The organism is Pseudomonas sp. FW306-02-D09B, from assembly GCF_058782685.1.
Map to the genome: position 1 here is coordinate 11,816 of NZ_JBYSXY010000013.1, position 24,988 is coordinate 36,803.

At 54.8% G+C, this 24,988-nt stretch carries 35 protein-coding genes; all 35 read left to right on the forward strand.

All coding sequences use genetic code 11. The features are described from left to right. Window positions 1-28 precede the first annotated feature (28 nt). The 35 genes from rpoC (at window position 29) to bfr (ending at window position 24,928) form a co-directional block, all read left to right on the forward strand. Entirely contained in the window at window positions 29-4,228 is a 4,200-nt protein-coding gene (gene rpoC / locus AC3WK5_RS20515) for a DNA-directed RNA polymerase subunit beta' (RefSeq protein WP_054594278.1), read from the forward strand. A gap of 216 nt (window positions 4,229-4,444) precedes the next feature. After that, window positions 4,445-4,816, forward strand: coding sequence for a 30S ribosomal protein S12 (gene rpsL, locus AC3WK5_RS20520; RefSeq protein ID WP_002555494.1), 372 nt, complete (start codon window positions 4,445-4,447; stop codon window positions 4,814-4,816). A gap of 118 nt (window positions 4,817-4,934) precedes the next feature. Continuing rightward, the gene (gene rpsG / locus AC3WK5_RS20525) at window positions 4,935-5,405 is read left to right on the forward strand and encodes a 30S ribosomal protein S7 (RefSeq protein ID WP_002555493.1); all 471 of its coding nucleotides are present in this window, start codon (window positions 4,935-4,937) and stop codon (window positions 5,403-5,405) included. A 30-nt stretch (window positions 5,406-5,435) separates the two neighbouring features. Then, window positions 5,436-7,541, forward strand: a complete 2,106-nt coding sequence (fusA, locus tag AC3WK5_RS20530) for an elongation factor G (RefSeq protein ID WP_019693879.1) — start codon at window positions 5,436-5,438, stop codon at window positions 7,539-7,541. 31 nt (window positions 7,542-7,572) lie between these two features. Continuing rightward, complete coding sequence (gene tuf, locus AC3WK5_RS20535) at window positions 7,573-8,766, forward strand: elongation factor Tu (protein WP_054594277.1); 1,194 nt, start codon at window positions 7,573-7,575, stop codon at window positions 8,764-8,766. 157 nt (window positions 8,767-8,923) lie between these two features. Then, window positions 8,924-9,235 carry a 30S ribosomal protein S10 gene (gene rpsJ, locus AC3WK5_RS20540; protein ID WP_003186070.1) on the forward strand — a complete coding sequence of 104 codons (312 nt, stop codon included), beginning with the start codon at window positions 8,924-8,926 and terminating at the stop codon, window positions 9,233-9,235. An 80-nt stretch (window positions 9,236-9,315) separates the two neighbouring features. Beyond that, complete coding sequence (gene rplC, locus AC3WK5_RS20545) at window positions 9,316-9,951, forward strand: 50S ribosomal protein L3 (RefSeq protein WP_003186059.1); 636 nt, start codon at window positions 9,316-9,318, stop codon at window positions 9,949-9,951. A gap of 12 nt (window positions 9,952-9,963) precedes the next feature. After that, a complete protein-coding gene (gene rplD / locus AC3WK5_RS20550; RefSeq protein WP_003186057.1) occupies window positions 9,964-10,566 on the forward strand; it encodes a 50S ribosomal protein L4 in 603 nt (200 codons plus the stop codon). Further along, the gene (gene rplW, locus AC3WK5_RS20555) at window positions 10,563-10,862 is read left to right on the forward strand and encodes a 50S ribosomal protein L23 (RefSeq protein WP_002555488.1); all 300 of its coding nucleotides are present in this window, start codon (window positions 10,563-10,565) and stop codon (window positions 10,860-10,862) included. The genes rplD and rplW overlap by 4 nt, the downstream gene beginning before the upstream one ends. A 14-nt stretch (window positions 10,863-10,876) precedes the next feature. Further along, window positions 10,877-11,701: a 50S ribosomal protein L2 gene (rplB, locus tag AC3WK5_RS20560; RefSeq protein ID WP_003186055.1), complete on the forward strand. Its 825-nt coding sequence runs from the start codon at window positions 10,877-10,879 to the stop codon at window positions 11,699-11,701. A gap of 16 nt (window positions 11,702-11,717) precedes the next feature. Next, window positions 11,718-11,993, forward strand: a complete 276-nt coding sequence (gene rpsS, locus AC3WK5_RS20565; protein ID WP_002555486.1) for a 30S ribosomal protein S19 — start codon at window positions 11,718-11,720, stop codon at window positions 11,991-11,993. Between the two features lie 11 nt (window positions 11,994-12,004). Next, the gene (gene rplV / locus AC3WK5_RS20570; RefSeq protein WP_003103908.1) at window positions 12,005-12,337 is read left to right on the forward strand and encodes a 50S ribosomal protein L22; all 333 of its coding nucleotides are present in this window, start codon (window positions 12,005-12,007) and stop codon (window positions 12,335-12,337) included. A gap of 13 nt (window positions 12,338-12,350) precedes the next feature. Next, a complete protein-coding gene (gene rpsC / locus AC3WK5_RS20575) occupies window positions 12,351-13,037 on the forward strand; it encodes a 30S ribosomal protein S3 (RefSeq protein ID WP_003176422.1) in 687 nt (228 codons plus the stop codon). 12 nt (window positions 13,038-13,049) lie between these two features. Next, window positions 13,050-13,463: a 50S ribosomal protein L16 gene (gene rplP / locus AC3WK5_RS20580; RefSeq protein ID WP_003186052.1), complete on the forward strand. Its 414-nt coding sequence runs from the start codon at window positions 13,050-13,052 to the stop codon at window positions 13,461-13,463. Continuing rightward, the gene (gene rpmC / locus AC3WK5_RS20585; protein WP_008030901.1) at window positions 13,463-13,654 is read left to right on the forward strand and encodes a 50S ribosomal protein L29; all 192 of its coding nucleotides are present in this window, start codon (window positions 13,463-13,465) and stop codon (window positions 13,652-13,654) included. Before rplP ends, rpmC begins: the two co-directional genes overlap by 1 nt. Before the next feature lie 2 nt (window positions 13,655-13,656). Beyond that, window positions 13,657-13,923, forward strand: a complete 267-nt coding sequence (rpsQ, locus tag AC3WK5_RS20590) for a 30S ribosomal protein S17 (protein ID WP_003176419.1) — start codon at window positions 13,657-13,659, stop codon at window positions 13,921-13,923. A gap of 23 nt (window positions 13,924-13,946) precedes the next feature. Then, the gene (gene rplN, locus AC3WK5_RS20595) at window positions 13,947-14,315 is read left to right on the forward strand and encodes a 50S ribosomal protein L14 (protein ID WP_002555479.1); all 369 of its coding nucleotides are present in this window, start codon (window positions 13,947-13,949) and stop codon (window positions 14,313-14,315) included. A gap of 11 nt (window positions 14,316-14,326) precedes the next feature. Further along, window positions 14,327-14,641 carry a 50S ribosomal protein L24 gene (rplX, locus tag AC3WK5_RS20600; RefSeq protein ID WP_007896770.1) on the forward strand — a complete coding sequence of 105 codons (315 nt, stop codon included), beginning with the start codon at window positions 14,327-14,329 and terminating at the stop codon, window positions 14,639-14,641. Window positions 14,642-14,661: 20 nt separating this feature from the next. Continuing rightward, window positions 14,662-15,201: a 50S ribosomal protein L5 gene (gene rplE, locus AC3WK5_RS20605; protein ID WP_003210069.1), complete on the forward strand. Its 540-nt coding sequence runs from the start codon at window positions 14,662-14,664 to the stop codon at window positions 15,199-15,201. A gap of 13 nt (window positions 15,202-15,214) precedes the next feature. Beyond that, entirely contained in the window at window positions 15,215-15,520 is a 306-nt protein-coding gene (gene rpsN / locus AC3WK5_RS20610; RefSeq protein WP_003176414.1) for a 30S ribosomal protein S14, read from the forward strand. Between the two features lie 208 nt (window positions 15,521-15,728). After that, entirely contained in the window at window positions 15,729-16,121 is a 393-nt protein-coding gene (gene rpsH / locus AC3WK5_RS20615; protein ID WP_003186040.1) for a 30S ribosomal protein S8, read from the forward strand. A gap of 12 nt (window positions 16,122-16,133) precedes the next feature. Next, a complete protein-coding gene (gene rplF / locus AC3WK5_RS20620; RefSeq protein WP_007896774.1) occupies window positions 16,134-16,667 on the forward strand; it encodes a 50S ribosomal protein L6 in 534 nt (177 codons plus the stop codon). A gap of 10 nt (window positions 16,668-16,677) precedes the next feature. Continuing rightward, window positions 16,678-17,028: a 50S ribosomal protein L18 gene (gene rplR, locus AC3WK5_RS20625; RefSeq protein WP_003186037.1), complete on the forward strand. Its 351-nt coding sequence runs from the start codon at window positions 16,678-16,680 to the stop codon at window positions 17,026-17,028. Window positions 17,029-17,031: 3 nt separating this feature from the next. Then, the gene (gene rpsE / locus AC3WK5_RS20630) at window positions 17,032-17,532 is read left to right on the forward strand and encodes a 30S ribosomal protein S5 (protein WP_003186035.1); all 501 of its coding nucleotides are present in this window, start codon (window positions 17,032-17,034) and stop codon (window positions 17,530-17,532) included. Window positions 17,533-17,534: 2 nt separating this feature from the next. Then, the gene (gene rpmD / locus AC3WK5_RS20635; RefSeq protein ID WP_003186033.1) at window positions 17,535-17,711 is read left to right on the forward strand and encodes a 50S ribosomal protein L30; all 177 of its coding nucleotides are present in this window, start codon (window positions 17,535-17,537) and stop codon (window positions 17,709-17,711) included. A gap of 3 nt (window positions 17,712-17,714) precedes the next feature. Next, window positions 17,715-18,152: a 50S ribosomal protein L15 gene (rplO, locus tag AC3WK5_RS20640; protein WP_003228720.1), complete on the forward strand. Its 438-nt coding sequence runs from the start codon at window positions 17,715-17,717 to the stop codon at window positions 18,150-18,152. Next, on the forward strand, window positions 18,153-19,481 hold the full coding sequence (gene secY / locus AC3WK5_RS20645; RefSeq protein ID WP_003228718.1) for a preprotein translocase subunit SecY: 1,329 nt from the start codon (window positions 18,153-18,155) through the stop codon (window positions 19,479-19,481). Window positions 19,482-19,505: 24 nt separating this feature from the next. Beyond that, entirely contained in the window at window positions 19,506-19,622 is a 117-nt protein-coding gene (rpmJ, locus tag AC3WK5_RS20650) for a 50S ribosomal protein L36 (protein WP_002555468.1), read from the forward strand. A gap of 130 nt (window positions 19,623-19,752) precedes the next feature. After that, window positions 19,753-20,109: a 30S ribosomal protein S13 gene (rpsM, locus tag AC3WK5_RS20655; RefSeq protein WP_003186020.1), complete on the forward strand. Its 357-nt coding sequence runs from the start codon at window positions 19,753-19,755 to the stop codon at window positions 20,107-20,109. Window positions 20,110-20,139: 30 nt separating this feature from the next. After that, entirely contained in the window at window positions 20,140-20,529 is a 390-nt protein-coding gene (gene rpsK, locus AC3WK5_RS20660; RefSeq protein ID WP_002555466.1) for a 30S ribosomal protein S11, read from the forward strand. An 18-nt stretch (window positions 20,530-20,547) separates the two neighbouring features. Then, complete coding sequence (gene rpsD / locus AC3WK5_RS20665) at window positions 20,548-21,168, forward strand: 30S ribosomal protein S4 (RefSeq protein ID WP_003210056.1); 621 nt, start codon at window positions 20,548-20,550, stop codon at window positions 21,166-21,168. 22 nt (window positions 21,169-21,190) lie between these two features. Then, on the forward strand, window positions 21,191-22,192 hold the full coding sequence (locus AC3WK5_RS20670) for a DNA-directed RNA polymerase subunit alpha (protein WP_007924176.1): 1,002 nt from the start codon (window positions 21,191-21,193) through the stop codon (window positions 22,190-22,192). Window positions 22,193-22,234: 42 nt separating this feature from the next. After that, window positions 22,235-22,621, forward strand: a complete 387-nt coding sequence (rplQ, locus tag AC3WK5_RS20675) for a 50S ribosomal protein L17 (protein ID WP_007924175.1) — start codon at window positions 22,235-22,237, stop codon at window positions 22,619-22,621. Between the two features lie 238 nt (window positions 22,622-22,859). Continuing rightward, window positions 22,860-24,308, forward strand: a complete 1,449-nt coding sequence (locus AC3WK5_RS20680) for a catalase (RefSeq protein ID WP_103318369.1) — start codon at window positions 22,860-22,862, stop codon at window positions 24,306-24,308. Window positions 24,309-24,463: 155 nt separating this feature from the next. Next, the gene (bfr, locus tag AC3WK5_RS20685; protein ID WP_054594275.1) at window positions 24,464-24,928 is read left to right on the forward strand and encodes a bacterioferritin; all 465 of its coding nucleotides are present in this window, start codon (window positions 24,464-24,466) and stop codon (window positions 24,926-24,928) included. Window positions 24,929-24,988 lie beyond the last annotated feature (60 nt).

Consider the following 24,988-nt stretch of genomic DNA (forward strand, 5'->3'; position numbering starts at 1 on the left):
GCTCTCTGCTCCGCCAGGAGGAAAGGCCTTGAAAGACCTACTGAATTTGCTGAAAAACCAGGGTCAAGTCGAAGAGTTCGACGCCATCCGTATCGGATTGGCATCGCCTGAGATGATCCGTTCGTGGTCGTTCGGTGAAGTTAAAAAGCCGGAAACCATCAACTACCGTACGTTCAAACCTGAGCGTGACGGCCTGTTCTGCGCCAAGATCTTTGGCCCGGTAAAGGATTACGAGTGCCTGTGCGGTAAGTACAAGCGCTTGAAGCACCGTGGTGTGATCTGCGAGAAGTGCGGCGTTGAAGTCGCGCTGGCAAAAGTTCGTCGTGAGCGCATGGCGCACATCGAACTGGCCTCGCCAGTTGCCCACATCTGGTTCCTGAAATCGCTGCCGTCGCGTATCGGCTTGCTGATGGACATGACCCTGCGTGATATCGAACGCGTTCTCTACTTCGAGAGCTATGTCGTTATCGATCCAGGCATGACCACCCTTGAAAAAGGTCAGCTGCTCAACGACGAGCAGTACTTCGAAGCGCTGGAAGAGTTCGGCGACGATTTCGATGCCCGCATGGGTGCCGAAGCTGTCCGTGAACTGCTGCACGCTATCGATCTGGAGCACGAGATTGGCCGTCTGCGTGAAGAAATTCCGCAAACCAACTCCGAAACCAAAATCAAGAAGCTGTCCAAGCGTCTGAAGTTGATGGAAGCCTTCCAGGGTTCCGGCAACTTGCCAGAGTGGATGGTGCTGACCGTTCTGCCGGTTCTGCCGCCAGATCTGCGTCCACTGGTCCCATTGGATGGCGGTCGTTTCGCGACTTCCGACCTCAACGACCTGTATCGTCGAGTGATCAACCGTAACAACCGCTTGAAGCGCCTGCTTGATCTGTCCGCTCCGGACATCATCGTGCGCAACGAAAAGCGTATGTTGCAGGAAGCTGTCGACGCCTTGCTCGATAACGGTCGTCGTGGCCGCGCTATCACCGGTTCCAACAAGCGTCCTCTGAAATCCCTGGCTGACATGATCAAGGGTAAACAAGGTCGTTTCCGTCAGAACTTGCTCGGTAAGCGTGTTGACTACTCCGGTCGTTCGGTAATTACCGTAGGTCCGACCCTGCGTCTGCACCAATGCGGTCTGCCGAAGAAAATGGCTCTCGAGCTGTTCAAGCCGTTCATTTTCGGCAAGCTGGAAATGCGTGGTCTCGCTACCACCATCAAAGCTGCCAAGAAGATGGTTGAGCGCGAGCTGCCGGAAGTTTGGGACGTTCTCGCTGAAGTTATCCGCGAACACCCAGTGCTTCTCAACCGTGCACCGACCCTTCACCGTCTGGGTATCCAGGCATTTGAACCGGTTCTGATCGAAGGTAAGGCTATCCAGCTGCACCCGCTGGTCTGCGCCGCGTACAACGCCGACTTCGACGGCGACCAAATGGCCGTGCACGTACCGCTGACACTGGAAGCCCAGTTGGAAGCGCGCGCGTTGATGATGTCGACCAACAACATTCTGTCGCCAGCCAACGGTGAGCCAATCATCGTTCCGTCGCAGGACGTTGTATTGGGTCTGTACTACATGACTCGTGAAGCGATCAACGCCAAAGGCGAAGGTCGTGTATTCGCGGATCTGCAAGAAGTTGACCGTGTGTTCCGTGCCGGCGAAGCCGCGCTGCACGCCAAGGTTAAAGTGCGGATCAACGAAACCGTCAACGACCGTGACGGCGGCAGCGTGACCAACACCCGTATCGTCGACACCACTGTCGGCCGTGCGCTGTTGTTCCAGGTTGTGCCAAAAGGTCTGTCGTACGACGTCGTCAACCTGCCGATGAAGAAAAAGGCGATCTCCAAACTGATCAACCAGTGCTACCGCGTGGTTGGTTTGAAAGAGACCGTGATCTTCGCTGACCAGTTGATGTACACCGGTTTTGCCTATTCGACCATTTCCGGCGTTTCCATCGGTGTTAACGACTTCGTTATCCCGGATGAAAAAGCCCGCATCATCGGTGCAGCCACCGACGAAGTGAAAGAGATCGAAAGTCAGTACGCCTCCGGCCTGGTAACCCAGGGCGAGAAGTACAACAAAGTGATCGACCTTTGGTCCAAGGCGAACGACGAAGTTTCCAAGGCGATGATGGCCAACCTCTCGAAAGAGAAAGTCATCGACCGTCATGGTGTCGAAGTCGAGCAAGAGTCCTTCAACTCGATGTACATGATGGCCGACTCGGGTGCACGGGGTTCTGCTGCGCAGATCCGTCAGCTCGCCGGTATGCGTGGCCTGATGGCCAAGCCGGACGGTTCCATCATCGAAACGCCGATTACTGCGAACTTCCGTGAAGGTTTGAGCGTACTTCAGTACTTCATCTCCACTCACGGTGCTCGTAAAGGTCTGGCGGATACCGCGTTGAAAACTGCGAACTCCGGTTACCTGACTCGTCGTCTGGTAGATGTGGCGCAGGATCTGGTTGTAACCGAGATCGATTGCGGCACCGAACACGGTCTGCTGATGACTCCGCACATTGAAGGCGGTGACGTTGTAGAGCCGTTGGGTGAGCGCGTATTGGGTCGTGTTATCGCCCGTGACGTATTCAAGCCGGGTACCGAGGAAATCATCGTTCCTGCCGGCACTCTGGTAGACGAGAAGTGGGTTGAATTCATCGAGCTGAACAGCATCGACGAAGTGATCGTACGTTCGCCGATCAGCTGCGAAACCCGTTATGGTATTTGCGCCAAGTGCTACGGCCGTGATCTGGCTCGTGGTCACCAGGTGAACATCGGTGAAGCTGTCGGCGTAATCGCTGCCCAGTCGATCGGTGAGCCGGGTACCCAGCTGACAATGCGTACGTTCCACATCGGTGGTGCGGCAAGCCGGACCTCTGCAGCCGATAGTGTTCAGGTGAAGAATGGCGGTACCGTCCGTCTGCACAACCTGAAGCACGTTGAGCGAGTGGATGGTTGCCTGGTTGCTGTGTCCCGTTCCGGTGAGCTGGCAATCGCTGATGACTACGGTCGTGAGCGCGAGCGTTACAAGCTGCCGTACGGTGCTGTGATCTCGGTTAAAGAAGGTGACAAGGTCGACGCTGGCGCAATCGTGGCCAAGTGGGATCCGCACACTCACCCAATCGTTACCGAAATGAAAGGTACCGTGACCTACGTGGGCATGGAAGAAGGCATCACGATCAAGCGTCAGACCGACGAATTGACCGGTATGACCAACATTGAAGTACTCGATGCCAAAGACCGTCCAGCTGCCGGCAAAGATATCCGTCCTGCTGTGAAGATGGTTGATGACAACGGCAAGGATCTGTTGCTGCCGGGTACTGACGTAATCGCTCAGTACTTCCTGCCTGCCAACGCCCTGGTGGGTGTGGCGGACGGTGCGAAAATCGCGATCGGTGATGTTATCGCTCGTATTCCGCAAGAGACTTCGAAGACCCGTGACATCACCGGTGGTCTGCCGCGTGTTGCCGACTTGTTCGAAGCCCGTCGTCCGAAAGAAGCCTCGATTCTGGCTGAAGTCAGCGGCACCATCGCGTTCGGTAAAGAGACCAAAGGCAAGCGCCGTCTGGTCATTACCCCGAACGACGGTAGCGATCCGTATGAAGAGCTGATTCCGAAGTGGCGTCACCTGAACGTCTTCGAAGGCGAACAGGTAAACCGCGGCGAAGTTATCTCCGACGGCCCGAGCGATCCACACGACATCCTGCGTCTGCTGGGTGTGAGTGCGCTGGCCAAGTACATTGTTAACGAGATCCAGGACGTTTACCGTCTGCAAGGCGTGAAGATCAACGATAAGCACATCGAGACCATCCTGCGTCAGATGCTGCGTAAAGTTGAAATCGCTGAATCTGGCGATTCCACTTTCATCAAGGGCGACCAGATGGAATTGACTCACGTACTGGTAGAGAACGAGCGTTTGGCTGCAGACGACAAGTTCGTCTCCAAGTTCACTCGCGTTCTGCTGGGTATCACCAAGGCGTCGTTGTCCACCGAATCGTTCATCTCGGCGGCCTCTTTCCAAGAGACCACTCGTGTACTGACCGAAGCGGCGGTAACCGGCAAGCGCGATTACCTGCGCGGCCTGAAAGAAAACGTGGTCGTGGGTCGTTTGATCCCGGCAGGTACCGGTCTGGCTTATCACAGCGAGCGCAAACGCCGCCGTGATGCTGACAAACCGTTGCGCGTAAGCGCCAGTGAAGTGGAAGCTGCACTGACCGAAGCGCTGAACTCGAGCGGTAACTGAGTTCTGCGATAAATAAGAGTGGGGCCCTGGCGCCCCCGTTCATCGAATCGAGACAATTTGTCGAGGTTGGATGAGCGGGGAGGTCGGGGCCTTGCCTTGACTGGGGACAAGATCCTCTTTAGACTCTTGTACCCCTAAATTTGGCGGGAATTCGTTCCTGCCATTTTGCTTTTCTTGCAAGACAATAGCGTCGCAAGACAACAGTGGAGCTAGTAGATGGCAACTATCAACCAGCTGGTACGTCAGCCGCGTAAGCGTATCGTCGAGAAATCCGACGTGCCTGCGCTGCAGAACTGCCCGCAACGTCGTGGCGTATGCACCCGTGTGTATACCACCACGCCGAAAAAACCTAACTCGGCACTGCGTAAAGTATGCCGTGTGCGTCTGACCAACGGTTTCGAGGTTTCCTCGTACATCGGCGGTGAAGGCCACAACCTGCAAGAGCACAGCGTGGTACTGATCCGCGGCGGTCGTGTAAAAGACTTGCCAGGTGTTCGTTACCACACCGTACGCGGTTCTTTGGATACTTCCGGCGTTAAAGGTCGTAACCAGGGTCGTTCGAAGTACGGTACCAAGAAGCCTAAGTAGTAGCGGCTTTTTGTAAACACTGAATTATCTATTTTCTGAGTCGATAAGAGTAAGGTCGGAGGCGTCCCGAAAGGGCACCGATTCCGAGCGAACCTGAAGACCGTTTGAGGGCTTATCCATGCCAAGAAGACGCGTAGCAGCCAAGCGCGAAGTGCTTGACGATCCAAAATACGGAAGCCAAATCCTGGCCAAGTTCATGAACCACGTGATGGAAAGCGGCAAGAAAGCCGTTGCCGAGCGTATCGTTTATGGCGCGCTGGAAAAGGTTAAAGAACGCAAGAACAGCGATCCCCTGGAAATCTTCGAGAAAGCTCTCGACGCCATCGCTCCGCTGGTCGAAGTGAAGTCGCGCCGTGTAGGCGGTGCTACTTACCAGGTTCCGGTCGAAGTTCGTCCGTCCCGTCGTAACGCTCTGGCAATGCGCTGGTTGGTAGACTTCGCCCGTAAGCGTGGCGAGAAGTCTATGGCTCTGCGTTTGGCTGGCGAACTGTTGGACGCTGCTGAAGGTAAAGGTGCTGCTGTTAAGAAGCGTGAAGACGTGCACCGTATGGCTGAAGCTAACAAAGCTTTCTCGCACTACCGCTTCTAATTTTAGCTTCACTAATTTTGCGAGGGCTTTATGGCTCGTACTACTCCGATTAGCCGCTACCGTAACATCGGTATCGTTGCTCACGTGGATGCTGGTAAAACCACTACCACTGAGCGCGTCCTTTTTTACACCGGCAAAAGTCACAAGATGGGCGAGGTGCATGACGGCGCCGCGACCACGGACTGGATGGTGCAGGAGCAGGAGCGTGGTATTACCATTACTTCTGCTGCTATCACCGCCTTCTGGCAGGGTTCTGCGAAGCAGCACAAGGACCAATACCGTTTCAACGTCATTGACACCCCGGGCCACGTAGACTTCACCATTGAAGTTGAGCGTTCCCTGCGTGTACTCGACGGCGCGGTCGTTGTGTTCTGTGGTACTTCGGGTGTTGAGCCTCAGTCCGAAACCGTATGGCGTCAAGCCAACAAGTACGGTGTTCCACGTATCGTTTACGTGAACAAGATGGACCGTGCTGGTGCGAACTTCCTGCGCGTGATCGCTCAGATCAAGCAGCGTCTGGGTCACACTCCAGTGCCAATCCAGTTGGCTATCGGTTCCGAAGACAACTTCCAGGGTCAGATCGATCTGATGACCATGGAAGCGGTTTACTGGAATGATGCTGACAAGGGCATGACGCCTCGTCGCGAAGCTATCCCTGCTGAACTGCAGGAGCTGGCTGAAGAGTGGCGTAGCAACATGGTTGAGGCTGCGGCTGAAGCCAGCGAAGAGCTGATGAACAAGTACCTCGAAGGGGAAGAGCTCTCCATCGAGGAAATCAAGGCCGCTCTGCGTCAGCGTACTATCGCTGGTGAGATCGTTCTGGCTGTTTGCGGTTCTTCCTTCAAGAACAAGGGTGTTCCCCTGGTTCTCGACGCCGTTATCGACTACCTGCCTGCTCCTACCGATATTCCTGCCATCAAGGGTACTGACCCGGATGACGAGGAAAAGCAGATGGAGCGTCATGCGAGCGACGACGAGCCGTTCTCGGCTCTGGCGTTCAAGATCGCTACCGACCCATTCGTGGGTACCTTGACCTTCGTCCGTGTTTACTCGGGCGTGTTGGCTTCCGGCGACGGTGTGATCAACTCGGTTAAAGGCAAGAAAGAGCGCGTGGGTCGTATGGTGCAAATGCACGCAAACGCCCGTGAAGAAATCAAGGAAGTGCGCGCTGGCGACATCGCGGCCTTGATCGGCATGAAGGACGTCACCACTGGTGAAACCTTGTGCAACGCTGACAAGCCAATCATCCTGGTTCGCATGGACTTCCCGGAGCCGGTTATTTCGGTTGCCGTTGAGCCTAAGACCAAGGATGACCAGGAAAAAATGGGTATCGCTCTGGGCAAGCTGGCTCAGGAAGACCCGTCTTTCCGCGTTAAAACCGATGAAGAGACTGGTCAAACGATCATCTCCGGCATGGGCGAGCTGCACCTGGACATCCTGGTTGACCGGATGCGCCGTGAGTTCAACGTCGAAGCCAACATTGGTAAGCCTCAGGTTTCCTATCGTGAGCGCATCACGAAGAGCTGTGAAATCGAAGGCAAGTTCGTTCGTCAGTCCGGCGGTCGTGGCCAGTTCGGTCATTGCTGGATCCGTTTTGCTCCTGCTGACGAAGGTCAGGAAGGTCTGCAATTCCTGAACGAAGTAGTGGGTGGTGTGGTTCCTAAGGAATACATCCCGGCTATCCAGAAGGGCATCGAAGAGCAGATGAAGAACGGCGTTGTTGCCGGCTATCCGCTGATCGGTCTGAAGGCTACCGTGTTTGATGGTTCCTACCACGACGTCGACTCCAACGAGATGGCGTTTAAGGTGGCTGCTTCCATGGCGACCAAGCAACTGGCCCAGAAGGGCGGTGGTGAATTGCTTGAGCCGATCATGGCGGTAGAGGTTGTTACGCCTGAAGACTATATGGGTGACGTGATGGGCGACCTTAACCGTCGTCGCGGCATGATCTTGGGTATGGAAGACACGGTCTCCGGCAAAGTAATTCGTGCTGAAGTTCCGTTGGGTGAGATGTTCGGTTATGCGACCGACGTCCGTTCCATGTCTCAGGGTCGCGCAAGCTACTCTATGGAATTCAAAAAATACAATACAGCTCCGTCGCATATCGTCGAAACTGTAACCAAAAAACAAGGCTGATTCAGCCCCTTTAGGCTAGGAGTTAATTGTCGTGGCTAAAGAAAAATTTGATCGTTCCCTACCGCACGTCAACGTTGGCACCATCGGTCACGTTGACCACGGTAAAACCACTCTGACTGCTGCTCTGACTCGCGTCTGCTCCGAAGTTTTCGGTTCGGCTCGTGTTGACTTCGACAAGATCGACAGCGCACCAGAAGAGAAAGCTCGCGGTATCACCATCAACACCGCACACGTTGAGTACAACTCGAAGATCCGTCACTACGCTCACGTTGACTGCCCAGGTCACGCTGACTACGTGAAGAACATGATCACCGGTGCTGCTCAAATGGACGGCGCTATCCTGGTTTGCTCGGCCGCTGATGGTCCGATGCCACAAACCCGTGAGCACATCCTGCTGTCCCGTCAGGTAGGCGTTCCGTACATCGTGGTTTTCCTGAACAAGGCTGACCTGGTAGACGACGCTGAGCTGCTGGAACTGGTTGAGATGGAAGTGCGCGATCTGCTGAGCACTTACGACTTCCCGGGCGACGACACTCCAATCATCATCGGCTCTGCCCGTATGGCGCTGGAAGGTCTGGACGATAACGAGATGGGCACCACTGCCGTCAAGAAGCTGGTTGAGACTCTGGACAGCTACATCCCAGAGCCTGAGCGTGCTATCGACAAGCCATTCCTGATGCCAATCGAAGACGTATTCTCGATCTCGGGTCGCGGTACTGTTGTGACTGGTCGTATCGAGCGCGGTATCGTTCGCGTTCAGGATCCACTGGAAATCGTTGGTCTGCGTGACACCACCGTCACCACCTGCACCGGTGTTGAAATGTTCCGCAAGCTGCTCGACGAAGGTCGTGCTGGCGAGAACTGCGGCGTGCTGCTGCGTGGCACCAAGCGTGACGACGTTGAGCGTGGCCAGGTTCTGGTTAAGCCAGGTTCGGTTAAGCCGCACACCAAGTTCACTGCAGAGGTTTATGTTCTGAGCAAGGAAGAAGGCGGTCGTCACACTCCGTTCTTCAAAGGCTACCGTCCACAGTTCTACTTCCGTACTACTGACGTGACTGGTAACTGCGAGCTGCCAGAAGGCGTTGAAATGGTAATGCCAGGTGACAACATTCAGATGACTGTTACCCTGATCAAAACCATCGCAATGGAAGACGGCCTGCGTTTCGCTATCCGTGAAGGCGGTCGTACCGTCGGCGCTGGCGTCGTAGCCAAAATCATCGAGTAAGCTCTTCGTTGAGTTAGCTTCGATGCTTTGAAAAAGCCCCCGCTCAGCGGGGGCTTTTTTATTGGGTTGACACCTATCTGGGGCGTCTATAGAATTGCGCCTCCTTTTAACGGGCGTATTGCGCCCGCTGGGAATAGCAGCCGGAGTCTGAAATCCAATGCAAAATCAGCAAATCCGTATCAGGTTGAAGGCTTTTGACCATCGCCTGATCGACCAATCCACCCAGGAAATCGTGGAAACCGCGAAACGTACTGGTGCTCAAGTGCGTGGTCCAATTCCACTGCCTACCCGTAAAGAGCGGTTCACCGTTCTGGTCTCCCCGCACGTCAACAAAGACGCGCGTGACCAGTACGAGATCCGTACTCATAAGCGCGTTCTGGACATCGTCCAGCCAACGGATAAAACCGTTGATGCACTTATGAAGCTTGATCTTGCGGCCGGTGTGGAAGTGCAGATCAGCCTCGGCTAAGACTCGGTCTTAGTCGTGTAACGCTCTGAAATGGGCGGCCATAGCGGGTGAAAGCCCCGTACACTCATGAGGTTTACAACATGACTATTGGTGTAGTCGGTCGTAAATGCGGTATGACCCGTATTTTCACCGAAGAAGGTGTCTCCATTCCGGTCACGGTCATTGAGATCGAACCGAATCGCGTCACCCAGTTCAAAACTGAAGAGACCGATGGCTATCGTGCAGTGCAAGTCACTGTCGGCGAGCGTCGTGCTTCGCGTGTAACAGCTGCTCAGGCTGGCCACTTCGCTAAAGCGAACGTTGCCGCTGGTCGTACCGTAATGGAATTCCGTCTTGAAGAAGGCGAGTACCAGGCCGGCGATCTGATCAACGCTGAAATCTTCGCCGCTGGTCAACTGGTTGATGTAACCGGTCAGTCCAAGGGTAAAGGCTTCCAGGGTACGATCAAGCGTTGGAATTTCCGCGGGCAAGATAACACCCACGGTAACTCCGTATCCCACCGCGTCCCAGGCTCTATCGGCCAGTGCCAGACTCCTGGTCGTGTATTCAAGGGCAAAAAAATGTCCGGTCATATGGGCGCTGAGCGCGTGACCGTGCAGTCCCTGGAAGTAGTGCGCGTGGACGCTGAACGCAATCTGTTGTTGGTCAAGGGCGCTGTTCCTGGCGCTACTGGCGGCAACCTGGTTGTACGTCCAGCAGCCAAGGCTCGCGGTTAAGGGGAAGCTGACATGCAATTAAATGTAAATGACGCTCAAGCGATCGAAGTTTCCGAACTGACATTTGGCGGCGAGTTCAACGAGACGCTGGTTCACCAGGCAGTCGTGGCCTACATGGCTGGCGGCCGTCAAGGTAGCAAGCAGCAAAAGACCCGTTCCGACGTTTCTGGTGGCGGTAAGCGCCCATGGCGTCAGAAAGGTACTGGCCGTGCTCGTGCTGGTACTATCCGTAGCCCAATCTGGCGCGGCGGCGGTACCACTTTCGCAGCTCGTCCACAGGATCACTCCCAAAAGCTGAACAAGAAGATGTATCGCGCAGCAATGCGTTCCATCCTTGCTGAGCTGGTGCGTACTGATCGTCTGGTCGTGGTTCAGGACTTCGCTGTTGAAGCACCGAAAACCAAAGATCTGCTGAACAAGCTGAATGGCATGGGTCTGACTGATGTCCTGATCGTGTCCGATGCTGTTGATCAGAACCTGTACCTGGCTGCTCGTAACCTGCCACACGTTGATGTACGTGACGTGCAAGGTTCCGATCCAGTTAGTCTGATCGCATACGACAAGGTGTTGATCACCGTGTCGGCCGTGAAGAAATTCGAGGAGCTGCTGGGATGAACCAGGAACGCGTATTTAAAGTTCTGCTTGGCCCGCACGTTTCCGAGAAGGCTACGGTTCTGGCAGACAAGAAAGGCCAGTTCGTTTTCAAGGTTGCTACTGACGCAACCAAGCTGGAAATCAAGAAGGCCGTCGAAAGCCTGTTCAGCGTGAAAGTAGAGCGTGTTACTACCCTGAATGTTCTGGGTAAGAGCAAGCGCACTGCTCGCGGTCTGGGCAAGCGTAATGACTGGAAGAAGGCAGTTATCTCCCTTCAGCCAGGCCAAGATCTCGATTTCAGCAGCAGTGCTGAGTAAGGAAGGGGTGCATCATGGCAATCGTTAAATGCAAACCGACTTCCCCTGGCCGCCGTTTTGTGGTCAAGGTGGTCAACCAGGAGCTGCATAAAGGCGCTCCTCACGCACCGCTGCTCGAGAAAAAATCGAAGTCTGGTGGTCGTAACAACAATGGCCGTATTACCACTCGTCACATCGGTGGTGGTCATAAGCAGCATTATCGTCTGGTCGACTTCCGTCGTAACGACAAAGATGGCATCGCTGCCACTGTCGAGCGTATCGAATACGATCCAAACCGTACTGCTCACATCGCTCTGCTGCTGTACGCAGATGGCGAGCGTCGCTACATCATCGCCCCTAAAGGCGTGAGCGCTGGCGACCAGCTGATCGCAGGTGCTCTGGCACCGATCAAGCCGGGCAACGCTCTGCAACTGCGTAACATTCCAGTTGGTAGCACCGTACACGGCATCGAATTGAAGCCAGGTAAAGGCGCGCAAATCGCTCGTTCCGCTGGTGCTTCGGCTCAGCTGATCGCTCGTGAAGGTGTCTACGTGACCCTGCGTCTGCGTTCTGGTGAGATGCGTAAAGTGCTGGCTGAATGCCGTGCGACCCTGGGCGAAGTCTCGAACTCCGAGCACAGCCTGCGTTCGCTGGGTAAAGCTGGTGCCAAACGCTGGCGTGGCGTTCGCCCAACCGTTCGTGGTGTTGCCATGAACCCGGTTGACCACCCACATGGTGGTGGTGAAGGTCGTACCTCTGGTGGTCGTCATCCGGTATCGCCATGGGGCTTCCCGACTAAGGGCGCGAAGACTCGTGGTAATAAGCGTACCGACAAAATGATCGTCCGTCGTCGCAAGTAAATAGAGGGATACGACAGTGCCACGTTCTCTGAAAAAAGGTCCTTTTATCGATCTTCACCTACTGAAGAAGATCGAAGTGGCGGCGGAAAAGAACGATCGCAAACCAGTTAAAACCTGGTCGCGCCGTTCCATGATCCTGCCACAAATGGTCGGTCTGACCATCGCAGTACACAACGGTCGTCAACACGTCCCAGTTCTCGTTAACGAAGACATGGTCGGCCACAAACTGGGCGAGTTCGCCGGTACCCGCACATATCGTGGGCACGTGGCTGACAAGAAAGCCAAGCGTTAAGGGGTTAGGAAATGGAAGTAGCCGCTAAGTTGTCGGGCGCTCGAATCTCCGCCCAGAAAGCCCGCTTGGTCGCCGACCAGATCCGCGGGAAGAAGGTGGGCGAAGCGCTCAACCTGTTGGCTTTCAGCAGTAAGAAAGCCGCCGAGATCATGAAGAAAGTGCTGGAGTCGGCCGTAGCCAACGCCGAGCATAACGAAGGCGCAGACGTTGATGACCTTAAAGTCAGCACCGTTTTCGTCAACGAAGGGCGTTCGCTGAAGCGCATCATGCCGCGTGCCAAAGGCCGTGCTGATCGCATCGTCAAGCGGTCTTGCCATATCACTGTCAAGGTTGCTGACAAGTAACGGAGTCGAAGAGATGGGTCAGAAAGTACATCCCATTGGCATTCGCCTGGGAATCGTCAAGGAGCACACCTCCGTCTGGTACGCAGACGGTCGGACTTATGCGGACTATTTGTTCGCTGATCTGAAGGTGCGTGAGTATCTCCAAGACAAACTAAAAAGCGCGTCCGTAAGCCGTATCGATATCCATCGTCCGGCCCAAACTGCACGTATCACCATCCACACCGCTCGTCCAGGTATCGTTATCGGGAAGAAAGGTGAAGATGTTGAGAAACTGCGTCAGGACCTGACCAAGCAAATGGGTGTGCCTGTGCACATCAATATCGAAGAGATCCGCAAGCCGGAACTCGACGGTATGCTGGTTGCGCAGAGCGTAGCTCAGCAGCTGGAGCGTCGCGTAATGTTCCGTCGCGCTATGAAGCGCGCTGTTCAGAACGCCATGCGCATTGGTGCCAAAGGCATCAAAATCCAAGTGAGCGGTCGTCTCGGCGGTGCTGAAATCGCACGTACTGAATGGTATCGCGAAGGTCGTGTGCCACTGCACACCCTGCGTGCCGACATCGACTATGCCAACTACGAAGCTCACACCACCTACGGTGTGATCGGTGTAAAGGTTTGGATCTTCAAAGGCGAAGTAATTGGTGGTCGCCAAGAAGAGCTGAAACCACAAGCACCAGCGCCTCGTAAAAAAGCTGCTAAGTAAGGGGTACGCCAAATGTTGCAACCAAAGCGTACGAAGTTCCGCAAGCAGATGACTGGCCACAACCGTGGTCTGGCATTGCGCGGTAGCAAAGTCAGCTTCGGCGAGTTCGCGCTGAAGTCTGTTGCTCGTGGTCGTCTCACCGCTCGTCAGATCGAGTCAGCGCGTCGTGCTCTGACCCGTCACGTAAAACGTGGCGGCAAGATCTGGATCCGTGTATTCCCGGACAAGCCTGTCACCAAGAAGCCACTCGAAGTTCGGATGGGTAAAGGTAAGGGTAACGTGGAGTACTGGGTTGCCCAGATTCAGCCAGGCAAAGTCCTGTATGAAATCGAGGGCGTTTCTGAAGAGCTGGCGCGTGAGGCTTTCGCCCTGGCTGCTGCAAAGCTGCCGCTCGCCACCTCCTTTGTTAAACGGACGGTGATGTGATGAAAGCGAATGAACTTCGTGAAAAAGACGCGCCACAGCTAAACGAGCAACTGCTCGGCCTGTTGCGCGACCAGTTCAATCTGCGTATGCAGAAAGCAACTGGCCAGTTGGGGCAGTCTCACCTGCTCCGGCAAGTTAAGCGTGACATCGCTCGCGTGAAGACTGTGCTCAAACAGCAGGCAGGTAAGTAATCATGGCTGAAGCCGAAAAAACCGTCCGTACGCTGACTGGCCGTGTTGTCAGCGACAAAATGGACAAGACCATCACCGTTCTGATCGAGCGTCGCGTAAAGCACCCGATCTACGGTAAATACGTTAAGCGTTCGACTAAGCTGCACGCGCACGACGAAACCAATCAGTGCCACATCGGCGACAAAGTCACTATTCGTGAAACTCGTCCTTTGGCCAAGACCAAGTCTTGGGCACTGGTTGATGTTCTCGAACGCGCTGTGGAAGTCTAAGGACTAGGGGTCGGAGAAATTATATGATTCAGACTCAATCCATGCTCGATGTGGCCGATAACAGCGGCGCTCGCCGTGTTATGTGCATCAAGGTGCTGGGTGGCTCCCATCGTCGTTACGCTGGTATCGGTGACATCATCAAAGTTACCGTCAAGGAAGCAATTCCTCGCGGTAAAGTGAAAAAAGGCCAAGTGATGACTGCTGTTGTAGTCCGCACTCGTCACGGCGTACGTCGTGCTGATGGCTCCATTATCCGCTTTGATGGCAACGCTGCTGTTCTTCTGAACAACAAGCAAGAGCCGATCGGCACCCGTATCTTTGGGCCAGTGACCCGTGAACTTCGTACTGAGAAGTTCATGAAGATCGTCTCGCTCGCCCCAGAAGTGCTGTAAGGAGATCCGACATGCAAAAGATTCGTCGTGACGACGAGATCATCGTGATCGCCGGCAAAGACAAAGGTAAGCGCGGTAAGGTGCTTAAGGTTCTCGCTGACGACCGTCTGGTCGTTGGTGGTCTGAACCTGGTTAAGCGTCATACCAAGCCTAACCCGATGTCGGGCGTACAAGGCGGTATCGTCGAAAAAGAAGCGCCACTGCACGCTTCCAACGTCGCCATTTTCAACGGCGAAACCAACAAGGCTGACCGCGTTGGTTTCAAAGTAGAAGACGGCAAGAAAATTCGTGTCTTCAAGTCGACCCAAAAAGCGGTTGATGCTTGAACACTGCTAGGTAGAAGACCATGGCACGACTAAAAGAGATTTACCGGAAGGAAATCGCACCGAAACTTAAGGAAGAACTTAAGCTTTCGAACGTGATGGAAGTTCCGCGCGTTACCAAAATCACCCTGAACATGGGTCTGGGCGAAGCGATCGGCGACAAAAAAGTCATCGAGCACGCTGTTGCTGACCTGGAAAAGATCACCGGCCAGAAAGTCGTTGTGACCTACGCTCGGAAATCCATCGCTGGCTTTAAAGTCCGTGAAGGTTGGCCGATCGGCGTCAAAGTGACCCTGCGCCGTGAGCGTATGTACGAGTTCCTGGATCGTCTGCTGTCGATCTCCCTGCCTCGGGTTCGCGACTTCCGCGGCCTGAATGCCAAGTCCTTCGATGGTCGTGGTAACTACAGCATGGGCGTAAAAGAGCAGATCATTTTCCCGGAAATCGATTACGACAAGATCGATGCTCTCCGCGGTCTGGACATTACCCTGACCACCACTGCCAAGAACGATGACGAAGGTCGCGCATTGCTGCGTGCTTTCAAATTCCCGTTCCGCAACTGATTGGAGTAGGAAAATGGCCAAGATGAGCATGAAAAACCGCGAGCTGAAGCGTCAGCTCACGGTTGCCAAGTACGCCAAAAAGCGTGCAGCACTGAAAGCTATCATCGTTGATCTGAACGCAAGTCCAGAAGCGCGTTGGGAAGCTACAGTAGCTCTGCAGAAGCAGCCACGTGACGCAAGCGCTTCGCGCATGCGTAACCGCTGCCGCCTGACCGGTCGTCCACACGGCGTTTACCGCAAGTTCGGCCTTGGCCGTAACAAACTGCGTGAAGCGGCAATGCGTGGTGACGTACCTGGTCTGGTTAAAGCCAGCTGGTAAGCACTATCAAAGTCTCGGCGCTCGGGATCGCAAGAACCTGACCGCCGGCGACCTTGAACTTGAATCAAGCCCCTATTGGGGCTTGATTCATTTGTGGGGTGTGTCTAGAATACCCGGCTCGCCTGAGCCCGTGCTTTTTTCGTGCGGAGTTTCTCGGCGAAGGTAGTAGCCGCAAGGCTTATTTTTTTGTATTAGGAGCGTCTAGCCCATGAGTATGCAGGACCCGTTAGCGGACATGCTAACTCGAATCCGTAATGCCCAGATGGCTGAAAAGTCCGTCGTAAGCATGCCGTCTTCCACGTTGAAGGTGGCTGTAGCTAAAGTCCTGAAGGACGAAGGTTACATCGCGGGTTATCAGATCAGCAGCGAAATCAAGCCACTGCTGTCCATCGAGCTGAAGTACTTCGAAGGCCGTCCGGTCATCGAGGAAGTGAAGCGCGTTAGCCGTCCAGGCCTGCGTCAGTACAAGTCCGTCGATGATCTGCCAAAAGTTCGTGGCGGTCTCGGTGTGTCTATCGTCTCCACCAACAAAGGTGTGATGACGGATCGTGCTGCGCGCGCTGCCGGTGTCGGCGGCGAAGTTCTTTGCACTGTGTTCTAAGGGGGGATAAGCATGTCTCGCGTCGCTAAGAACCCCGTTAAGCTGCCAGCCGGTGTCGAAGTAAAATTCGCAGGCCAACAGCTTTCGGTGAAGGGTGCCAAGGGTACTCTTGAACTGAACATCCATTCGTCCGTTGAGATCGTTGAAGAAGCTGGTGAGCTGCGTTTCGCTGCTCGCAATGGCGATCAACAAACTCGCGCAATGGCCGGTACCACTCGTGCGTTGGTAAACAACATGGTCCAAGGCGTAAGCCAAGGCTTCGAGCGCAAGCTCCAGCTGGTCGGTGTTGGTTACAAAGCGCAAGCAAAAGGCACAGTGCTGAACCTGGCTCTTGGCTTCTCGCACCCAGTGGATTACGAACTGCCGGAAGGCATCACCGCTGAGACTCCTAGCCAAACCGACATCCTGATCCGGGGTATCGATAAGCAGCTGGTAGGTCAAGTGGCCGCCGAGATCCGCGACTTCCGTCCACCAGAGCCGTACAAAGGCAAAGGTGTGCGCTACGCGGACGAAGTCGTCCGTCGTAAAGAAGCCAAGAAGAAGTAGGGCATAGCAAATGACCGACAAAAAAGTTACTCGACTGCGTCGCGCTCGCAAAGCACGCCTGAAAATGCACGAACTCGAAGTCGTGCGTCTCTGCGTGTTCCGTTCGTCGCAGCACATCTACGCCCAGGTCATTTCGGCCGACGGCAACAAAGTCCTGGCAAGTGCCTCGACTTTGGATAAAGAACTGCGTGATGGCGCCACTGGCAACATCGACGCGGCCACTAAGGTTGGCCAGCTGGTCGCTACGCGTGCTAAAGCCGCTGGCGTCTCGCAGGTGGCTTTCGACCGCTCTGGCTTCAAGTACCACGGCCGCGTCAAGGCGCTGGCTGATGCTGCTCGTGAAGCTGGGCTGGAGTTCTAAGTTATGTCAAATAACGACCAAAAGCGCGACGAAGGCTACATCGAGAAGCTGGTTCAAGTTAACCGCGTAGCCAAAACCGTTAAAGGCGGCCGTATCTTCACTTTCACCGCGTTGACCGTGGTTGGTGATGGTAAAGGGCGTGTTGGCTTCGGCCGTGGCAAGTCGCGTGAAGTGCCTGCTGCGATCCAGAAGGCAATGGAAGCTGCTCGCCGCAACATGATCCAAGTTGATCTGAACGGCACCACTCTGCAGTACGCAATGAAGTCCGCTCACGGCGCTTCGAAGGTGTACATGCAGCCTGCTTCTGAAGGTACCGGTATCATCGCTGGCGGCGCTATGCGTGCTGTCCTCGAAGTTGCTGGCGTTCAGAACGTTCTGGCCAAGTGCTACGGCTCGACTAACCCGGTAAACGTGGTTCACGCCACTTTCAAAGGTTTGAAAGCTATGCAGTCTCCTGAATCCATTGCCGCCAAGCGTGGCAAAAGCGTCAAGGAGATCTTCTGATCATGGCTACCGTTAAAGTAACGCTGATCAAAAGCATGACCGGCCGCATCCCTAACCACAAACTGTGCGTTAAGGGTCTGGGTCTGCGTCGCATCGGTCACACTGTAGAAGTACTGGATACTCCCGAGAATCGCGGGATGATCAACAAGGCTTACTACATGCTGCGTGTCGAGGGTTAATCGATGAAACTCAATGATCTGAGTCCAGCGCCGGGTTCCCGTCGCGAAAAGCATCGTCCGGGCCGTGGTATCGGTAGTGGTTTGGGTAAGACTGGTGGCCGTGGTCACAAAGGTCAAACCTCCCGCTCCGGTGGCACCATTGCTCCAGGCTTTGAAGGCGGTCAACAGCCGCTGCATCGTCGCCTGCCGAAGTTCGGTTTCGTTTCCCTGAAAGCCATGGATCGCGCAGAAGTGCGTTTGTCCGAGCTGGCTAAAGTGGAAGGCGACATCGTCACCGTGCAGTCCCTGAAAGATGCCAACGTAATTAACGTCAACGTTCAGCGTGTGAAAATCATGCTGTCCGGCGAAGTTACTCGCGCTGTCACCATCGGAAAGGGAATCGGCGCCACCAAAGGTGCGCGTGCGGCTATCGAAGCAGCTGGCGGCAAGTTCGAGGAATAAATGGCTAAGCAAGGTGCTCTCTCTGCGCTCGGCAAAGGCGGTATGTCTGAACTCTGGGCTCGTCTGCGTTTTCTGTTCCTGGCGATTATCGTCTACCGAATAGGCGCACACATCCCGGTTCCAGGTATCAACCCGGACCGACTCGCAGACCTGTTTCGACAGAATGAGGGGACCATTCTTAGCTTGTTCAACATGTTTTCCGGCGGCGCGCTGGAGCGGATGAGCATCTTTGCACTGGGGATCATGCCGTACATTTCGGCATCGATCATCATGCAGCTGATGACGGCCGTCAGCCCGCAGCTGGAGCAGTTGAAGAAGGAAGGTGAAGCTGGCCGTCGCAAGATCAGCCAGTACACCCGCTACGGCACTGTCGTCCTCGCTCTCGTTCAGGCTATTGGCATGTCCATTGGCCTGGCGGGGCAGGGCGTTGCGTTCACTGGTGACTTTGGCTTCCATTTCGTCGCAGTATCCACGTTTGTGGCTGGTGCGATGTTCATGATGTGGCTGGGTGAGCAGATTACTGAGCGTGGTGTTGGCAACGGTATCTCGATGTTGATTTTTTCGGGTATCGTCGCCGGTCTTCCGAGAGCAATCGGGCAGTCTTTCGAGTCTGCGCGTCAGGGTGATATCAACATCTTCGCCTTGGTTGCCATCGGTTTGCTGGCAGTAGCGATTATCGGTTTCGTGGTGTTCATTGAGCGTGGTCAGCGTCGTATTGCTGTTCACTACGCCAAGCGTCAGCAGGGCCGCAAGGTCTTTGCTGCGCAGACTAGCCACTTGCCGCTGAAAGTGAACATGGCCGGTGTTATTCCGGCTATTTTCGCGAGCAGCATTTTGCTGTTCCCGGCTTCGTTGGGTGCCTGGTTTGGTCAGTCTGAAGGTATGGGCTGGTTGCAGGACATCTCGCAGTCGATCGCTCCTGGTCAGCCGTTGAATATTCTGCTGTTTAGTGCAGGGATTATTTTCTTCTGCTTCTTCTATACGGCGTTGATGTTCAATCCGAAAGACGTAGCGGAAAACCTGAAGAAGTCCGGTGCCTTTATTCCGGGTATCCGTCCAGGTGAGCAGTCTGCGCGCTATATTGATGGCGTTCTGACTCGCTTGACCATGTTCGGTGCTCTTTATATGACGGCCGTGTGCCTGTTGCCCCAGTTCCTGGTGGTTGCAGCAAACGTTCCGTTCTACCTTGGCGGGACCTCGTTGCTGATCGTGGTCGTGGTTGTGATGGACTTCATGTCCCAAGTACAATCGCACCTCGTTTCGCACCAGTACGAATCCCTGATGAAGAAAGCCAACCTGAAGGGTTACGGCAGCGGCATGCTGCGCTGACCCATAAGGTTCGAGGAGTTGGTGATGAAAGTTCGTGCATCGGTGAAAAAGCTGTGCCGTAACTGCAAGATTATTCGCCGCGAAGGTGTTGTTCGAGTAATTTGCAGCGCGGAACCGCGTCACAAACAGCGCCAAGGCTGAGTGTGATTGTGCTTCAAGCCCAGCAGCTAGTGCGCTGCTGGGTTGATTATTTGTTATTACAGCGATATTATCTCGCGCCCTATTTCTTGGCTTCCGGGGCGTAGGTAGCTGTCAATTGGAGTCCCACTGAATGGCCCGTATTGCAGGCGTCAACATTCCAGATAACAAGCATACTGTTATCTCGCTGACCTACATCTATGGTGTTGGTCGCACAACTGCACAGAAGATCTGTGCAGTGACTGGGGTAAACCCAGCCGCAAAGATCAAGGATCTGAGCGACGAGCAGATTGAACAGCTGCGTGGCGAAGTGGCGAAGTTCACCACTGAAGGTGACCTGCGTCGCGAAATCAACATGAAAATCAAGCGCTTGATGGACCTCGGTTGCTATCGCGGTCTGCGTCATCGTCGTGGTCTGCCAGTACGCGGTCAGCGTACCAAGACCAACGCGCGTACCCGTAAAGGTCCGCGTAAGCCGATCCGCAAGTAATCGCCCCAGCGAATCGACAGGAATTTAATCATGGCAAAACCTGCTGCTCGTCCTCGTAAAAAAGTCAAAAAGACAGTGGTTGATGGCATCGCCCACATCCACGCGTCTTTTAACAACACAATCGTGACCATCACCGACCGTCAAGGTAACGCTCTTTCCTGGGCTACCTCCGGTGGTTCGGGTTTCCGCGGTTCCCGCAAGTCCACCCCGTTTGCTGCTCAAGTAGCTGCTGAACGTGCTGGTCAAGCTGCGCTGGAATATGGCCTGAAAAACCTCGACGTTAACGTCAAAGGTCCAGGTCCAGGTCGTGAGTCCGCTGTCCGTGCTTTGAACGGCTGTGGCTATAAGATCGCCAGCATCACCGACGTGACGCCAATCCCGCACAACGGGTGCCGTCCGCCGAAGAAGCGCCGCGTGTAATCCAGGAGATTGTAAAGAATGGCTCGTTACATTGGTCCAAAATGCAAACTCGCTCGTCGCGAAGGCACCGATCTCTTCCTGAAGAGCGGCGTGCGCGCGATCGAATCGAAGTGCAACATTGAAGCAGCACCTGGTATCCACGGCCAACGCCGCGGTCGCCAGTCCGATTACGGCACCCAACTGCGTGAAAAGCAGAAGGTCCGTCGTATCTACGGCGTTCTCGAGCGTCAATTCAGCGGCTACTACAAAGAAGCTGCTGGCAAGAAAGGCGCAACTGGCGAAAACCTGTTGCAGCTGCTCGAATGCCGTCTGGACAACGTTGTATACCGTATGGGCTTTGGTTCGACTCGCGCCGAATCCCGTCAGCTGGTATCGCACAAATCCGTCAGCGTTAACGGTCAGACCGTAAACGTTCCGTCCTACCAGGTTCGTGCTGGTGACGTAGTCGCGATTCGCGAGAAAGCAAAGAACCAACTTCGCATTGTCCAAGCTCTCGATCTGTGTGCCCAACGTGGCCGCGTAGAATGGGTAGAAGTAGACACTGAGAAGAAGTCGGGCGTTTTCAAGAACGTTCCTGCTCGCAGTGATCTGTCCGCCGACATCAACGAAAGCCTGATTGTCGAGCTCTACTCCAAGTAAGGGCTAGAAAATAGGTGCATCCATGCAGATTTCGGTAAATGAGTTCCTGACACCCCGCCATATTGATGTGCAGGTTGTCAGTCCAACCCGCGCCAAGATCACTCTCGAGCCTCTCGAGCGTGGTTTTGGCCACACCCTGGGCAACGCGCTGCGCCGCATCCTGTTGTCCTCAATGCCCGGCTGTGCAGTAGTCGAGGCCGAGATTGACGGTGTGCTCCACGAGTACAGCGCCATCGAAGGTGTACAGGAAGACGTAATTGAAATCCTGTTGAACCTTAAAGGTCTGGCTATCAAGCTGCACGGCCGTGACGAAGTTACGCTGACCTTGTCGAAGAAGGGTTCGGGGGTGGTTACCGCTGCCGATATTCAGCTGGATCATGATGTCGAGATCGTTAATCCCGATCACGTAATCGCTAACCTGGCGTCTAACGGCGCCCTGAACATGAAGCTAGTAGTAGCTCGTGGTCGTGGTTATGAACCGGCCGACTCGCGTCAGAGCGATGAAGACGAAAGCCGCAGCATCGGTCGCTTGCAGCTTGACTCTTCGTTCAGCCCGGTTCGCCGTATCGCATACGTGGTGGAAAACGCCCGTGTCGAGCAGCGTACTAACCTGGACAAGCTGGTTATTGATCTGGAAACCAACGGTACTCTGGATCCTGAAGAGGCTATCCGCCGCGCTGCAACCATTCTGCAACAGCAGTTGGCTGCGTTCGTCGACCTCAAAGGTGACAGCGAACCAGTGGTAATCGAGCAAGAAGACGAGATCGATCCGATCCTGCTTCGCCCGGTTGACGATCTGGAACTGACTGTACGTTCGGCTAACTGCCTTAAGGCGGAAAACATTTACTACATCGGCGACCTGATTCAGCGTACCGAAGTAGAACTGTTGAAGACTCCGAACCTTGGCAAGAAATCCTTGACTGAAATCAAGGACGTTCTGGCCTCCCGCGGTCTGTCCCTCGGCATGCGCCTCGACAACTGGCCGCCTGCAAGTCTTAAGAAGGACGACAAGGCGACTGCCTGATCGTCGTAATCACCGAACGTTGTGTTTGGTAAGGAATGAACCATGCGTCATCGTAAAAGTGGTCGTCACCTGAGCCGCACCAGCTCGCACCGCAAGGCCATGTTTCAAAACATGGCGGTGTCGCTGTTCGAGCACGAGCTGATCAAAACTACACTGCCAAAAGCTAAAGAACTGCGTCGCGTTGCTGAGCCGCTGATCACTTTGGCCAAGACAGACAGCCTGGCTAACCGCCGTCTGGCTTTCGACCGTACTCGTTCGAAAGCTATCGTTGGTAAGCTCTTCAACGACCTGGGCAAGCGTTACGCTACCCGTGAGGGTGGCTACCTGCGCATCCTCAAGTGCGGTTTCCGCGCTGGCGACAACGCGCCTATGGCGTACGTCGAGTTGGTTGATCGTGCTGTCGGCGGTGAAGCTGTATCCGCTGAGTAAGACGTCAGTCTGAAACGAAAAACCGGGCCTAGTGCCCGGTTTTTTGTGCCTGTAAGAAATGCGCTCTACGTACAAGCTTCATACCTTTTCCTGTCTGCACTATATGCGTGGGTTGATCATTAGTATTTTTCTATCGATGTCTGCAGATTAATGAATTTGTGGCTGTCATATGGATGATTAATACTCCCCTCCAGGCCGATTAGCCGGCAGTTCCAAGACTGACACAGGAAGAGATCGCATGAGCCAGAATAAAACGCTTACCACCGCCAGTGGCGCGCCCGTCGCCGACAACCAGAATTCCCGTTCCGCTGGCCCTCGTGGCCCGCTGCTGCTCGACGACTTTCACCTGATCGAGAAGCTTGCCCACTTCAACCGTGAAAACATCCCGGAGCGCCGCGTACACGCGAAAGGCTCGGGTGCTTACGGTACGTTCACCGTTACCCACGATATTACCCAATACACCAGTGCCAAGCTGTTTGAGTCCGTTGGCAAGCAAACCCCGACCTTTCTGCGTTTCTCCACAGTGGGCGGCGAGCGCGGCTCAGCAGATACCGAGCGCGATCCGCGTGGTTTTGCGCTGAAGTTCTACACCGAGGAAGGCAACTGGGACATCGTTGGCAACAACACGCCAGTGTTCTTCATCCGTGATCCGTTGAAGTTCCCGGACTTTATCCACACCCAAAAACGTTTGCCGCAAAGCAACCTGAAAAGCGCACAGATGATGTGGGACTTCTGGTCGCACTCGCCTGAGGCGTTGCACCAGGTCACTATCCTGTTCTCGGATCGCGGCATCCCTGATGGCTATCGTCACATGCACGGTTTTGGCAGCCACACCTACAGCCTGATCAGCGCTAAAGGCGAGCGTCACTGGGTTAAATGGCACTACAAGACCAAACAGGGCATCAAGAACCTGGCGCCGGCAGAAGCTGCACGCCTGGCAGGTACTGATCCGGATTACGCTCAACGCGACCTGTTCGGTGCAATCGAACGCGGTGACTTCCCGAAATGGCGGGTATGTATCCAGATCATGACCGAGGCCCAGGCCGCGGCGCATTACGAGAACCCGTTCGACGTGACCAAGACCTGGTCGCAGAAGGAATTCCCGCTGATCGAAGTCGGTGAGCTTGAGCTTAATCGAAACCCGCAGAACTACTTCGCTGAAGTCGAGCAAGCGGCGTTTGGCCCGAGCAACATGGTGCCGGGTGTGGGCTTGTCGCCAGACCGTATGCTGCAAGGTCGAGTGTTTGCCTACGCCGATGCCCACCGCTACCGTGTCGGCACCAATCACCAGCAGTTACCGGTGAATGCGCCGCGCAGCCCGGTCAACAGCTATCAGCGCGATGGCTCCATGGCATTTGGCAGCAACGGTGGCAGTACACCGAACTACGAGCCTAACAGCTACGCCGGTGCACCGAAGCAAGCTCCACAATACGCAGAGCCAGCACTGGCCCTGAACGGCGCGGCCGATCGTTACGATCACCGTGAAGATACGGATTACTACAGCCACGCCGGTGCGTTGTTCCGCTTGATGAGCGATGAGCAGAAAACCCTGCTGATCAACAACATTGCCGGTGCTATGTCGGGCGTTTCCAGTGATGTGGTTCAGCGTCAGCTGCAGCACTTCTACAAGGCAGATGCTGCTTACGGAGAAGGCATCGCAAAGGCCTTGGGTGTACAGCTTAACTAAGTCTAAACGATAAGCAGAACCGCCCTCATTTGGGCGGTTTTTGCGTTATTTAAGCTAGTTTTCTCGGAGTATCTTCGCTTTTATCGCGCTATTCGAGTGACCTATCAGTCCGCTTGGTTCAAACTACAGCCTTTCAAGCAGGGAGATGTAGGGCGATGCAAGGCCACCCAGACGTAATCGATTACCTCAACACGTTGCTCACCGGCGAACTGGCAGCGCGTGATCAATATTTCATCCATTCGCGGATGTATGAGGACTGGGGCTTTACCGAGCTCTACGAGCGCATCAATCACGAGATGGAAGAAGAGGCCCAGCACGCCGATGCGCTGATGCGCCGAATCCTCATGCTCGAAGGCACGCCACGCATGCGCCCGGACGATCTGGACGTTGGCACCACGGTGCCTGAGATGCTCGCTGCCGACTTGCGCCTGGAATATAAAGTTCGTGCCGCGCTCTGCAAAGGCATCGAACTCTGCGAGTTGCACAAGGATTACGTCAGTCGCGAGATTCTGCGGGTTCAATTGGCTGACACCGAAGAAGATCACACGTACTGGCTGGAGAAGCAGTTGGGTCTGATCAAACTGGTCGGCCTGGAAAACTACCTGCAATCGCAGTTCTGATGCTATGAGCGGCTTGTAGGAGCCAAGCTTGCTGGCGATGGCGATTTCAAGGACGCCATC